At 27.0% G+C, this 13,924-nt stretch carries 10 protein-coding genes; 9 read left to right on the top strand and 1 reads right to left on the bottom strand.

Annotation, left to right across the window (positions count from 1 at the left end; genetic code table 11):
* Window positions 1-101 precede the first annotated feature (101 nt).
* The 6 genes from ahpC to K5V21_RS13040 all read left to right on the top strand — a co-directional run bounded on the left by ahpC (window position 102) and on the right by K5V21_RS13040 (window position 9,611).
* Window positions 102-665 carry an alkyl hydroperoxide reductase subunit C gene (ahpC, locus tag K5V21_RS13065; RefSeq protein WP_204593488.1) on the top strand — a complete coding sequence of 188 codons (564 nt, stop codon included), beginning with the start codon at window positions 102-104 and terminating at the stop codon, window positions 663-665.
* A 204-nt stretch (window positions 666-869) separates the two neighbouring features.
* Complete coding sequence (locus K5V21_RS13060; RefSeq protein ID WP_221861627.1) at window positions 870-2,534, top strand: FAD-dependent oxidoreductase; 1,665 nt, start codon at window positions 870-872, stop codon at window positions 2,532-2,534.
* 210 nt (window positions 2,535-2,744) lie between these two features.
* Entirely contained in the window at window positions 2,745-3,374 is a 630-nt protein-coding gene (locus tag K5V21_RS13055) for an HAD family hydrolase (RefSeq protein ID WP_221861626.1), read from the top strand.
* 582 nt (window positions 3,375-3,956) lie between these two features.
* A complete protein-coding gene (locus tag K5V21_RS13050) occupies window positions 3,957-5,501 on the top strand; it encodes an ABC transporter permease/substrate-binding protein (RefSeq protein WP_221861625.1) in 1,545 nt (514 codons plus the stop codon).
* A gap of 10 nt (window positions 5,502-5,511) precedes the next feature.
* Window positions 5,512-6,240, top strand: coding sequence for an ATP-binding cassette domain-containing protein (locus K5V21_RS13045; RefSeq protein WP_221861624.1), 729 nt, complete (start codon window positions 5,512-5,514; stop codon window positions 6,238-6,240).
* 227 nt (window positions 6,241-6,467) lie between these two features.
* The gene (locus tag K5V21_RS13040; RefSeq protein ID WP_221861623.1) at window positions 6,468-9,611 is read left to right on the top strand and encodes a DEAD/DEAH box helicase; all 3,144 of its coding nucleotides are present in this window, start codon (window positions 6,468-6,470) and stop codon (window positions 9,609-9,611) included.
* A gap of 234 nt (window positions 9,612-9,845) precedes the next feature.
* Here K5V21_RS13040 and K5V21_RS13035 read toward each other — a convergent pair whose 3' ends face one another.
* Complete coding sequence (locus K5V21_RS13035; protein WP_221861622.1) at window positions 9,846-10,010, bottom strand: hypothetical protein; 165 nt, start codon at window positions 10,008-10,010, stop codon at window positions 9,846-9,848.
* 371 nt (window positions 10,011-10,381) lie between these two features.
* Here K5V21_RS13035 and K5V21_RS13030 point away from each other — a divergent pair, with 371 nt between their 5' ends.
* From K5V21_RS13030 to crcB, 3 genes are all read left to right on the top strand, one after another.
* Window positions 10,382-11,059 (top strand): Crp/Fnr family transcriptional regulator, encoded by a 678-nt coding sequence (locus K5V21_RS13030; protein WP_221861621.1) that lies wholly within the window; start codon window positions 10,382-10,384, stop codon window positions 11,057-11,059.
* A 552-nt stretch (window positions 11,060-11,611) separates the two neighbouring features.
* Window positions 11,612-12,826, top strand: coding sequence for an ammonium transporter (locus tag K5V21_RS13025; RefSeq protein ID WP_204593496.1), 1,215 nt, complete (start codon window positions 11,612-11,614; stop codon window positions 12,824-12,826).
* Between the two features lie 528 nt (window positions 12,827-13,354).
* Entirely contained in the window at window positions 13,355-13,741 is a 387-nt protein-coding gene (crcB, locus tag K5V21_RS13020; RefSeq protein ID WP_204593497.1) for a fluoride efflux transporter CrcB, read from the top strand.
* Window positions 13,742-13,924 lie beyond the last annotated feature (183 nt).

Here is a 13,924-nt window from a genome sequence, read left to right as displayed (position 1 = left end):
AAAAAGTTGTTGACAAATTACTAAATAATAATTATTATTAATTACAAGAGATAAGTGATAGGAAATATCACTTGATAATAAATATCAAGGAGGAATTTAAAATGTCATTAATAAATAAAAAAGTTTCAGAGTTTAAAGTACAAGCATACCACAATGGAGATTTCAGAGAGGTAACATCAGAATCATTAAAGGGACACTGGTCAGTATTTGTATTCTATCCAGCAGACTTTACATTTGTATGTCCAACAGAACTTGGAGAATTAGCAGATAACTATGAAAAGTTTAAAGAAATAGGCTGCGAGGTTTACTCAGTATCAGCAGATACTCATTTCGTTCATAAAGCATGGGCTGATGCTTCAGAAACAATTGGAAAGATTAAGTATCCAATGCTTGCAGATCCAACAGGAAAATTAGCAAGAGATTTTGAAGTTATGATTGAAGAAGAAGGTCTAGCATTAAGAGGATCATTCGTTATTAATCCAGAAGGAGAAATCAAGGCTTACGAGATACATGATTTAGGTATTGGAAGAAGTGCTGATGAATTATTAAGAAAGGTTCAAGCAGCTCAATTTGTTGCAGAACACGGAGATCAAGTTTGTCCAGCTAAATGGCAACCAGGTGAAGAAACATTAACACCAAGCTTAGATTTAGTGGGAAAGCTATAATAGAAGATTAATAGTAAATTTAGTTATAAAACTATAATAGATAATTAAAATTAGTTTAAATACTTAGTTATGAAAAGATGAATTGATATGATTACTTAAAATATTAATTCATCTTTTTCTTCAAATTAACATTAAGATTCTATGAGTTAAAATTTTAATGATATTTTGAAAGTGATGAAATGTAATGAAATTTGGGAGGTACGTATGGAAAAAATATATGATTTATTAGTAATAGGTGGAGGGCCAGCAGGACTTTCAACAGGGATATATGCAGGTAGAGCTAAATTAAATACGCTAATCATAGAAAAGGAAGAGCTTGGAGGTCAAGTAAATAAAACTTATGAGATATCTAATTATCCAGGGGCTAGAGATAGTAATGGACCAAAGCTTATGCAAGAGATGAGAAATCAAGCAGAGGACTTTGGAGTAAACTTTATTTCTGCTGAAGTTACAGAGGTAGAATTAAAGGGCAATGTTAAGATTTTAAAGACTGATAAGGGTGAATTAAAAGGTAGAGCAGTAGTTGTAGCTACAGGAGCTTCTCCTAGAAAGCTTGGATTTAAAGGTGAAAAAGAGTTTACAGGTAGAGGAGTAGCATATTGTTCAACTTGTGATGGACAGTTCTTTGAAGGGTTAGAGGTGTTTGTAATTGGAGCTGGTTTTGCAGCAGCAGAAGAAGCAATATTCTTAACTAAATATGCAACTAAAGTAACAGTAATTGCAAGAGAGCCAGAGTTTACATGTGCTAAATCAATTGCAGATAAGGTGCTTTCACATCCTAAGATAGAAGTTAAATTTAATACAGAAGTACTTGAAGTTAAAGGTGATGAAATGGTTAACTATGCTAGATTTATTGATAATGTAACTAGCAAAACCTTTGAGTATAATGCTAAAAAAGAAGATGGAGCCTTTGGAGTATTTGTATTTGTAGGATATGCACCTCAAAGTGATTTATTTAAGGGGATTTTAGAGCTAGACAGATTTGGATACATAATGACTAATGAAAATATGGAAACTAATGTACCTGGTGTTTATGTAGCAGGAGATTTAAGACCAAAGCAATTAAGACAAATAGTTACTGCTGTTTCAGATGGAGCGATTGCTGCAACTACAGCTGAAAGATATGTTATTGAACTTAAAGAAAGACTTGGTATAAAAGATGAAGAGTATATAGTTCATAAAAAAGCTGAGAAGGAAGTAGTAACAAATGAGAATTTAGATAATGTTTCAAGAAAGAGCAAACTTTTAAATGATGCTTTAAGAACTCAATTAAAGGGTATATTAGATAGATTAGAAAAAGAAGTTACTCTTGTATCTATAGTAGATGAAAGTAATGCTAAGTCTATAGAACTTAGAGATTTAGTATTAGATATATCAGACCTTGGAGAAAAGGTAAGTGCAGAGATTTATACTAAGGGTGAAAATTTAGAAATTCAAGATAAGATAAATACAGATAAGTACCCTGTAGTTGCACTTTTGGATAATGATAAAAATTATAGTGGAGTTAAGTTCCATGGAGTACCCGGTGGACATGAACTAAATTCATTTATATTAGCTATATACAATTTAGGTGGACCAGGGCAACAAATTTCAAGTGATATATTAGAAGCAATTAAAGGTATAGAAAAGAAAACAAACATTAAAGTTTGCGTATCATTATCATGTCATCTATGTCCAGATGTTGTAGTATCATCACAAAGAATAGCTATAGAAAATAAGAATGTAGAAGCTGAAATGCTTGATATTTCAGGATATAAAGACATAAAGGATAAATTTAAAGTAATGAGTGTACCAGCTGTAATTATAAATGATGAAAAGATTTATTTTGGTGCAAAGAAGATAGATGAGATAATAGATCTTATAAAGTAAAAAGTTTAAAATAATACTTTAAACTTTGGATGAAAAAAGAAGGCATAATGAAAATAATGCCTTCTTTTTTATATTAATTGAAATTTTTAACATTAGATGATAGGCTTGTATTATATATTGTTTAAATATTTTAAAGATAATTGAGTTAAGGTAAATAATATATGGGTATTAGATATGCTATTGATTAAAAGAGAATAGAGGGAGTAAGTTATGAAAAGATATAAGTGTATAATATTTGATTTAGATGGAACTATGTTAGATACAGAGGAAATGAATATAATTCCTCTGCAAAATCTAATCAAAGAAGAGTTAGGTAAAGATATAGAATATGATGATTTATTAAAATATAGAGCATATGCAGGTAAAAAGACTTTAAAATTATTAGGATTTAAAGATATAGAAAAATCTTATGATAAGTGGGTAAAGTATGTAAATGAATATAAAGATGGAGCAAAGCTATATGATGGGTTCCATGAAGTTATAAAATCTTTAGATGATAATGGAATATTATGTGGAATATCAAGTTCAAAGATGAAGTCTCAATATGAAATAGATTTCTTTAAGACAGGATTACAAGGATATATGAAAAGTGTTGTTTTGGCAGATGATACAGATAATCATAAACCTCATCCAGAACCATTATTAAAAGCTGTAGAGATATTAGATATAGATCCAAAAGATTCATTGTACATAGGTGATACTATTGCAGATTACAAAGCGGCAAAGTCTGCTGGAATGGATTTTGGACTAGCCGTATGGGGTGCCTATGATACTTCAGAAATAGAAGCAGATTATAATCTAAATGAGCCAAAAGATATTTTGAAAATATTAGAATTATAAATAAAAGATATAGTTTTGGGTGCAAATGTATTAGAAAGAAATACAGAATAATTAGGTAAGATAGTATTAGTTATAAAAAATAAAGAGGTTAAATTAGTAAATATTTAAATTATTAAAATAGAATATATCAACAGAAGAGATGCTTATGGAGAATTATAAGCATCTCTTTTGTTTAATGAATAAGATATAGCTTAGGTTTAGGTATAGGACTAAAAAATAATATAGTAATTTTATAAATCAACTTTAAATTTTTTAACATCAGTTAATACTTAATAAATTTCTTTTTGAGGAAAGTATTTTCGGATTACTTATATTAAATAGAATATATTATTGATAAATAATAATTTTTAATTATTCAAAATTTCATCATAATATTGTGATATTATCATAATATTATGATTGAAAAGGAGGTGTTTTTGTTTTAGATTAGTGAATTACATGTGTAAAAGTTTGAGCAAAGTTGTGCATAACAATGTATTAAAAGTGGATATATATGATAGAGCATGAAATCTATAATTATATTAAGGAATATTATATAAAGTATTTGTTAAGCAAAATTAATTAAATACGAGGGGGAAAAGAATGATTCACCAAATATTAGATATGTATATTGATAGAAAAGATTTTTTCATTGACTTAACTATTCAACATTTAGAAATTTCAATGACAGCTATTATTATTGCAGCAATTTTAGGACTTATTTTAGGAGTAATAATTAGTCAGTATGAAAAATCATCTAGTTTTGTTTTGGGAGTAGTAAATTTCATTTATACAATACCATCTATTTCATTATTAGGATTTTTGATTCCATTTTCAGGAATAGGAAATACTACTGCTATTATTGCATTAACTATATATGGATTACTACCAATGGTTAGAAGTACTTATACTGGAATTAAAAATATAGATCCATCTATTATTGAGGCGGCAGAAGGGATGGGAAGTACTAAGTTTCAAATATTGTATAAAGTAAAATTACCATTATCAGTTCCAGTAATCATGTCTGGATTAAGGAATATGGTAGTTATGACAATAGCTTTAACTGGTATTGCTTCATTTATTGGTGCAGGTGGTCTTGGTGTAGCAATATATAGAGGTATCACAACAAATAATGAAGTTATGACTATGGCTGGTAGTATATTAATTGCAGTACTCGCATTAGTATTAGACACAATACTTGGAATTATAGAAAAGTCTTTAAATAGAAAAAATAATAAAAAATATAAGGTTAAAAGAAAAGTAATTTATATTATATCTTCTATATTAATACTAGGAATTATAATCACTTCAGTATTAAATATTAAAGCTGAAAAAGATACTATAAAAATTGCAACAAAACCAATGACTGAACAATATATTATTGGCGAAATGATGAGTAGCTTAATTGAAAATAAAACAGGTTTAAAGGTTGAATTAACTCAAGGAGTTGGAGGTGGAACATCCAATATTCAGCCAGCAATGGAAAAGGGAGAATTCGATATATACCCAGAGTATACAGGAACGGCATGGAATAATGTTTTAAATAAGAAAGGGATATATAATGAATCCATGTTTAAAGAATTGCAAAAAGAATATAATAAAAATTATAAATTTCAGTGGGTAGGAATGTATGGATTTAACAATACTTATGGTTTAGCAATAAGAAAAGAGATTTCAGATAAGTATAATATAAAAACATATTCTGATTTAGCCAAATATTCTAAGAATTTAGTCTTTGGAGCTGAATATGATTTTTATGAAAGAGAAGATGGATTTGATGCTTTAAGTAAAGCTTATGGGCTTAAATTTAAGAAAAATGTGGATTTAGATATAGGACTTAAGTATAATGCCGTAAAAAATAAAGATATTGATGTTATGAATATATTTACAACAGATGGTCAATTAAATACATCTGATATAGTTGTACTTGAAGATGATAAAAATTTCTATCCATCTTATATGTGTGGCAATGTAGTTAGAGAAGAAGTGATAGACAAGCATCCAGAGATAAAAGAAGTTTTATTAGAATTAAATAATAAACTAGATAATAAAGAAATGTCTAAATTAAACTATGAAGTAGAAGTAGAGGGGAAGGAGCCAAAGGCAGTTGCTAAAGAGTTTTTAACTGAAAAAGGCTTATTAAAATAGGAGGATTATTATGAGTAATAAGGTAATTATAGAAATGAAAAATATTAAGAAGAAGTATGATGATAAGATAATTCTTGATGATTTTAATCTTAATATTAATAAAGGAGAATTTATTACTGTAATAGGAAGCTCTGGTTGCGGAAAAACAACAGTATTAAAAATGATTAATGGACTTAATGTTCCTGATAAAGGTGATATATTTATAAATGGAAATAATATAAAGAATGAGAATTTAATAGAGCTTAGAAGGAAGATTGGCTACTCAATACAAGGAACTGCTTTATTTCCTCATATGACAGTGGAAAAAAACATATCATATGTTCCAGATTTAATTAATAAAAAAAATAAGGATAAAATAAAAGAGTCTGTCTTAAAATTAATTAAAATAGTGGGACTAGAAGAAGGTATTTTAAAGAGATATCCAGATCAATTATCAGGAGGTCAAAAGCAAAGAGTTGGTATTGCAAGATCGCTAGCTGCAGGACCTGATATATTATTAATGGATGAGCCTTTTGGTGCAGTAGATGAAATAACAAGAAAGCAGCTACAAGATGAAATTATTAGAATTCATAAAGAGTTAGGTGTTACTATAATTTTTATAACTCACGATATTAAAGAAGCATTGAAGCTTGGAACTAGAGTATTAGTTATGGATAAAGGGGAAATTGTACAGTTTAATAAACCAGAAGTTATAAAGAATCATCCAGCAAATGATTTTGTTAGGAAACTTATATTATAAAGTAGAAGTTCTAATGAACATATTCATTTAGCATTAAAGTTTTTATCAATAGATGAGAAGTTAAAGAAGGAATTAGACAAGTTCCCATTTGTAAAGGATATTGATTCAAGAGAATTAGATAGTAAAATAAATTTAAAAAGGAAGTTGTATAAATTTTAATATACAACTTCTTTATTTTTCATAAACTATGATAGAATATCTTTAGAAAATAAGAGGGGGTGAATCCTTTGAATTTAGAATTAGCAAAAGATAATATACTAAGGATTAGTTCATCATTTACAAAAACTCAAGGAGAGAAGTTATCAAAAGAATCTTTTATAAAAGATCTAGCAGGTAAAAGCATTAATGGAGTTTATCACATCTATGGAAAAGTTTTAAATGATAATAAAAGCAAGGCATATAGTACTCATATAAAGATTGATATTAAAACAGATAGGATAATTGACACTAAATGTACTTGTGAGACCTTTGAAGAGAATAGAAGGCAAATAAGAAATTATGTATGCAAGCACATAGTTGGAACTACATATACATTTTATAATGCAGCAAAGAAAAAAATAAAAAGTAAGAATAATAGTGTAGAAGAAAAAAAGGTAGAAAATAAAAATTCAGATGATAAGATTCTAGAGAAAACAAAAAAAGATTTAGAAAGTAAGAGGTTTTTAAATTTAGATATAATGATAAAATGCATCAAAAATGATAGAATACCTTCTTTTAAGTGTGAGTTTAGAATAGGTTCAGGAGGTACTCATTTAGTTGTAGACATTAAAGACTTCATAGAAAAGAGTAACAGTAAAAGAACAATAAAATTTAATGAAGGATTTACTTATAACCCAATAAAAGATGAGTTTTTAGATAGTGATAAAGATATAATTAAATTTATAAAAGAAAATAAGCAAAGAGCAAAATGTAAATATATAACCCTGTATCAAAATGAGATAAAAGACTTTTTTAAATTAATAGATGAAAATAAAAAGATTACATTTAATTATGATTTTATAAATTACGAGGTAAGAGTTAAGAAAAGTAATGTTCCAGTCGCGCTAACAGTTAGGCTTAAAGGTAATGAATTTATATTAAAGCATCATAATAAATTCCCAGAGCTATTAAGTACTAATGGGGAAGCAATGTTTTTTGATAGAAATATATATCTACCAAGAAAGAAACAGTTAAATTCTTATCTTCCAATATATAAAAGCTTCTTAAAAAATAGTGAGATAAAATATGAGAAATCGCTAGAAAGTCTAAATACTTTATTAGAAAATCTTAAAAATATAACCAATGAAGTTGTATTAGATGAGTATACAAGTGAATACAAAAAGAAATTAATAAAACCTAAATTTTATTTTTATAAAGAAAAAGATAATATATATTGCAATGTTAAATTAAATTATTTTGGGTACATTATAGATTTAATTAAAGATAAATCTAATAGAAGCTTTTTAAGAGATGATATGAAAGAAAAGCTTATAGATATGGAACTTGAAAGATTTAAATTCATTAAGAATGACAAAGATTTTATGTTTATTGGAGATGATGAAGATATATATGATCTTTTAAGTAGTGGATTCTTAAAGCTAAGGGAGATTGGAATAGTCAAAGTTTCTAAGGAGTTAGAAACTTTGAAACTAATAGATTCATCAAAGATTTTTTCAGAATTAAATGAGTTTGATAACTTTTATAAGCTTAAATATAGTTTTAATGATTTTACAGTGAAAGAACTTGGAGAAGCTATAAACTCAATGAAAAATGGTGAAAGATTTTATAAGAATAAAACTTCATATTTAGATTTAGAAGATCCAGGAGTTGCTAAGTTTTTAAATCTTATAGAGGATTTAGGACTAGATAAAATATCTGATAATGAAATAGAAATAGATAAAAATAAAATGCTATATCTTCAAGAAAAGCTAAAGGATAGAAATTTATCATTTATAAAAGGAAGTAAGGTTCTTCAAGATATAGTACAGAAGCTTTTAAACAAAGAATATAAAAGAAAACTTGTGCCCAAAAAATTAAATGCAACACTTAGAAATTACCAAGTAGCAGGATTTAAATGGCTTAATGAAATAACAGCATTAGGATTTGGGGGCATACTTGCAGATGATATGGGACTTGGAAAGACTATTCAAGTTATAGCATTTATATTATCTCAAAAGAAAACAAAAACACTTATAGTTATGCCAACATCAGTAATTTATAATTGGAAAGATGAATTTGAAAGATTTGCACCTACACTTAAACTTGGCTTAGTACATGGAAGTAAGGCTTCAAGGGGGAAGGTATTAGATGATTATAAAAAGTATGATGTAATCTTAACTACATATGGTACTCTAAAAAATGATGAGGAGAAATATAATGATTTAATTTTTGATTATCTTATAATAGATGAAGCACAGAATATAAAAAATCATTCAGCACAAGCTACAGTTTCAGTAAAGAAAATAAAATCAAAATGTAATATTGCACTAACAGGAACTCCAATAGAGAACAATCTAATGGAACTATGGTCGATATTTGATTTTGTGATGCCAGGATATTTATTTACAAAAGAAAGGTTTAGAGAAAGATTTGTTGGAAATGATGATATAGGTGAACTTAAAACATTAATAACACCATTTATATTAAGAAGACTTAAAAAAGATGTTTTAGATGAATTACCAGATAAGGTTGAGAAGAAATACTTAGTAGAACTTAACTCAAAACAAAAGCAGATATATAAGTCATATGTAAAAGAGGTTAAGATGAAAATAGAAACTTCAAAAGATAAAGTGAATCTATTTGCATACCTTACAAAATTAAGAGAGTTATGCTTAGATCCATCTCTTGTAATACCAGACTATGTAGGTAAGAGTGCTAAATTAAATATAGTAAAAGAGTTGGTTGAAGAAGCAAGTGAATCTAGAAAGAAAATATTATTATTCTCTCAATTTACTTCAGTATTAAAGAAAATAGAAGAAGATTTTAAGGGTAATGGGGTAAATTATCTGTACTTAGATGGATCAACATCTGCAAGGGATAGAGTAGAGAGAGTAAAAGAATTTAATGAAGATGAGGATATAAAGGTATTTTTAATTTCATTAAAGGCTGGTGGAGTTGGGCTAAATCTAACATCAGCAAGTTTAGTTATCCATTTTGATCCATGGTGGAATCCAGCAATTGAAGACCAAGCAACAGATAGAGCTCATAGATTTGGACAGAAGAATACTGTTGAAGTAATAAAGCTTGTAGCTAAGGATACAATTGAAGAGAAAATTGTACTTATGCAGGAAGATAAGAAAGAATTAATTCAAAGTCTTATGGATGGAAAGGCTATGGATGGTAAAGGTCTTAAGAGACTTAGTGAAGAAGAGATAATTAAGTTATTTGATTAGATAAATAAAGGTAGTGGTAAACTCATTAATATAAAGTATTTAATATATACGTATACAACATTTAAAAGAAAAGTTATTATAAAGGATAGTATATCTAGATTTAAAAGTTCTAAATATACTATCTTTTTTATTATTGTTATCCAAGCCATCCATATTTATAAGCCAACACACCAAAGATTACTAGTTCTTATTTTGAAATTTTTTAAGTCAATCATTTAAATTTTTAGTATCAGATTATATATTTAATATATAAGAGCTATTAGTCCACCCTATAAAACAAGTAAAAGAAGAAAAGCAGATCCCTACAAACCAATTAAATATAAGTGCTGAATCAATAGGTTTGCATCTAAGGATTATTTCATTTTCTTTAGTATCAGTATGATCAACAGTTATTTTCATATATTAAATCCTTTCGTGGTTATTTATTAATATAATTATATTAAGAGATTAAGGAGTAGGCAATTAGTATACGGACGTGATGATAAAAAGATAAGGTAAGATACATATTTCCTAGAAAATATTATTAATTTTTCATAAATGGTTAAATATTAGTAGCTAGAAGATAGATATAATGAAATAATTAAGATTAACAATATAATAGATAAAATCATAAAGTAAGATAAAATAAGTGAATAAAAGTATAATAATGTTTATAATTACTTAACTATATGTAAAATAAAAGAAATTAAAGAAAAAAATGCTTGAATGAAAAATAATGTTTTGTTAAATTAAACTAGAATAAAACTACAACAAAGAAGAGAGTGTTTCTTATGATTATGCAAGAATTTACGAATGATTTAGTAGAAAAGTTAATCCCATTAGTTAAAAGAAAGATAGTTATTCCTAGCAATAAAATGTTATTCACTCAGGGGATTAATAGAAATAGTGTAATAATAATATTTGAAGGAGAGTACAAGCTTACTCATATATTACCAAACTCTAAAGAGTTTACAGTAGGGTATTATAAAGCGCCTAATATGTTATTACCACAATTTCTAGATAACAATAATCATATATCTCTTTTTAGAGCAGAAGCAAAGAGTAATTGTACTATAGGAATAATTCCATTTGAAGAAGAAAATTTTGATAAAGAGATATGGCGTGATTTTTTTTATTACAACAATCTTATGGCGCAAAAAAATTATCTTCAAATGAGGGATTTATTATTTAATACAAAAAGAAATGCTCTGTTTTCAATTTTAATAAGGTTTAGTAATAGTTATGGAATTAAAGTTGATAATGGAATTAAGATAACTGTAAAGTTATCAAATATTGATTTAGCAGAATACACTGGGACTACTCCTGAAACTATAAGTAGGATATTAAAAATAATAAAAGAGGATGGTTTAATAAAATACCAAAAGAAACATATAGTAATTACAGATATAGAATATATGAAAAAAGAATTAAGCTGTAATTGTTGCAATAATAAATTATGTGGAATTTAATAAATATAAATAATTATATTACATTACATAATATTTTAGAGGAGAATCATAAAAAAGTGGTTCTCTTTTTTAATATATTATATAGAAAATGAAAATAATTAGAAGTTATTTTAAATTTGATTTAAATATAGGTAGTTTGAAGGTTGAAATTTGTGATTTTAATAAAATTTAAGAACTATATGAGTATAAAAAAACATAAATATTAACTTTGTAAAAGATTATAAATTAATGATAACCGTCAATTACAATTAAGGTAAATAGATTTATTCTATAGAAAAACGTACTTAAAAAGTAAAGTCTTTAGAGGAGTTATGTATATGTATCTAATAGTATTTACTTATAATTTCAGAGATAAAATAAATTATTCATCTTATATATAAATGCGAGTATATCAAATTAAGATGTAAGTGGATTTATAATTAAGATTAACTATTACTTTACATAACATATATAAGTAGTATATGTATATGTGTATCTTGGTAGAATAAAATTATTGAGTCCTGAGAAAGTACGTTTACACAAATATTACTTATAATAAGGAGGTAAACACTGATGGGACACGTTATTAATAATGGAGATACTGCCTTTATGATTATATGTACTGCCCTTGTGTGCTTAATGACACCAGGCCTTGCATTTTTCTACGGTGGACTAGTAAGAAAAAAGAATGTTTTAATAATTATGATGCAGTCATTTATATCAATGGGAATAGTGACTGTAATATGGATTTTTGGTGGTTTTGGATTAGCTTTTGGAGCAGACCATTTTGGAATTATAGGAAATATAGGAGATTTCTTTGCTCTTAGGAATGTAGGAGTATATGCAAATGCAATGCATGGAGCAACTATACCATTTCTTATGTTCTTTGTATACCAATTGATGTTCTGTGTTATAACAGCACCACTTATGACAGGTGCATTTGCAGGTAGAATAAATATAAAAGGTTATATATGGCTTTTAATAGTTTGGACAATATTAATATATATACCTGTATGTCACTGGGTATGGGGAGGTGGATTCCTTGCTAAAATGGGATTTGTTGACTTTGCTGGAGGTACCGTAATTCATACTAGTGCAGGATTTGGAGCTTTAGCTTGTGTATTATTCTTTGGTAAGAGAGTAATGAAACCAGGAGAAAAAACAGATCCAAATAATCTTGTTATAGTTGCAATTGGTACAGGGTTACTATGGTTTGGATGGTTTGGATTCAATTCAGGTGGAGCATTGGCAGCAAATCAATTAGCAGCAACAGCCTTTGTAAATACAGCAGTTGCATTAGCAGTAGCTATGGTAGCTTGGATGATAATAGTAAAAATCAAAAATGGAAGGATTGCATTTACAGATCTTTTAACAGGATCAGTAGCAGGACTTGCAACAATAACACCTTGTGCAGGATATGTAGAACCTTGGGCTGCAGTAATAATAGGAATAGTAGCAGCTATAGTATGTTCATTATGTATATCATTAAAAAACAAAATGAAATGGGATGATGCATTAGATGTATGGGGAGTACATGGAATGGGTGGATTTACTGGAAGTTTATTAATTGGAGTATTGGCAAGTGCTTCAGTCAATGGAGTATCAGCTGGAGGACATCAATTCTTAGTTCAATTATTTGGAGCAGCTTTAGTTGCAGTATATTCATTCGTAGCAACATATATAATTCTTAAAGTTCTTGATAGTATTTTCTCTATAAAAGCTACACCAGAACAACAATTAAAGGGACTAGATGATATGTTATTAGGTGAAAAAGCTTACTGGGATTAGAATTTTAAAACTATAGGGTTTATATTATATATTCAAGGTTATAAGAAAACATATAATATAAAGTTGGACAAAATATAATAGTTTACGTATGAAAAATTTCATAATATTACTATGTAAATTTAAGAGCTTATATATTTTATATAGGCTCTTAAGTTTTGTATAAATTTAAAATTAGATGCATACATTACTAAATTATAAAAATTAGATATTAAATCTTTGTGAAAGATATTTTTTTTAAAATATTGTTTGTGTTATAATATCAAATATTCTTATTTTAAAAACTTATAATACATTTATGAATAAAGTATAAATTGGTATTATTTATAACAAATATCAGGCTCAGATTTAGAAGACAGCATATTTTTATGACATGGTAATTTTAATAACTGCAATATTAGAAGAATGTTTAAATTAAACACTAAATTTAATAGTAGTTTTATTAAAATTCTAATAGAAGGATACTACTTTATTTTTAGTAAATATAAGAGAAGCAAAAGAAAAATAATTAAAGATTAGGAAGGAGATGCTTTGATGAAAGGCATACTAGTATTAATAGTAGGGTGTGGAGGCTTTATTGGAGCAGCAACAAGATATATAATATCAGATTTTTTTACAAGGAACTTTAAAAATCCAATACCATATGGAACCCTAATAGTAAATGTTGTAGGAGCTATACTTATAGGATTTATTGTTCAGCTTAGTCTAGCAGATTTAGTGTCTCCAAAGGCAAAGTTATTTATAACAACAGGTGTATTTGGAGGTCTTACAACATTCTCAACTTTTTCATTAGAATCCATTACTCTTATTACAAATGGAAAAATACATTTAGGAATACTGAATTTGTTTTTAAATTTATTTTTAAGTCTTATAGGAGTTGTAATTGGGCAATCAGTAGCAAAATTAATAATTGGTTAAGAACTGTTTATTAGATAAAAAAGCTTAAAGTAAATATATTTACTTTAAGCTTTTTTATTTAAGTTTAGTCTATATATAATTTATTTTATTACGCTATATTTAAATATTTGTTAATTTAATACATAAGAATCCTATAATCCTTGAATAGGAAAAAATTATTATATAGAATTAAGTTGTTAATAA

It is taken from the genome of Clostridium sardiniense (genome assembly GCF_019753795.1).
Classification (GTDB): Bacteria; Bacillota; Clostridia; order Clostridiales; family Clostridiaceae; genus Clostridium; species Clostridium sardiniense.
Note: the sequence above shows the minus strand (reverse complement) of the source record. Positions and strands in the feature narration are given on the sequence as shown.

What these genes read in the sequence shown, in the direction of transcription:
- ahpC (WP_204593488.1), top strand. Translation starts at nt 102, where the DNA reads ATGTCATTAATAAATAAAAAAGTTTCAGAGTTTAAAGTACAAGCATAC.
- K5V21_RS13060 (WP_221861627.1), top strand. Translation starts at nt 870, where the DNA reads ATGGAAAAAATATATGATTTATTAGTAATAGGTGGAGGGCCAGCAGGA.
- K5V21_RS13055 (WP_221861626.1), top strand. Translation starts at nt 2,745, where the DNA reads ATGAAAAGATATAAGTGTATAATATTTGATTTAGATGGAACTATGTTA.
- K5V21_RS13050 (WP_221861625.1), top strand. Translation starts at nt 3,957, where the DNA reads ATGATTCACCAAATATTAGATATGTATATTGATAGAAAAGATTTTTTC.
- K5V21_RS13045 (WP_221861624.1), top strand. Translation starts at nt 5,512, where the DNA reads ATGAGTAATAAGGTAATTATAGAAATGAAAAATATTAAGAAGAAGTAT.
- K5V21_RS13035 (WP_221861622.1), bottom strand. Translation starts at nt 10,010, where the DNA reads ATGAAAATAACTGTTGATCATACTGATACTAAAGAAAATGAAATAATC.
- K5V21_RS13030 (WP_221861621.1), top strand. Translation starts at nt 10,382, where the DNA reads ATGATTATGCAAGAATTTACGAATGATTTAGTAGAAAAGTTAATCCCA.
- K5V21_RS13025 (WP_204593496.1), top strand. Translation starts at nt 11,612, where the DNA reads ATGGGACACGTTATTAATAATGGAGATACTGCCTTTATGATTATATGT.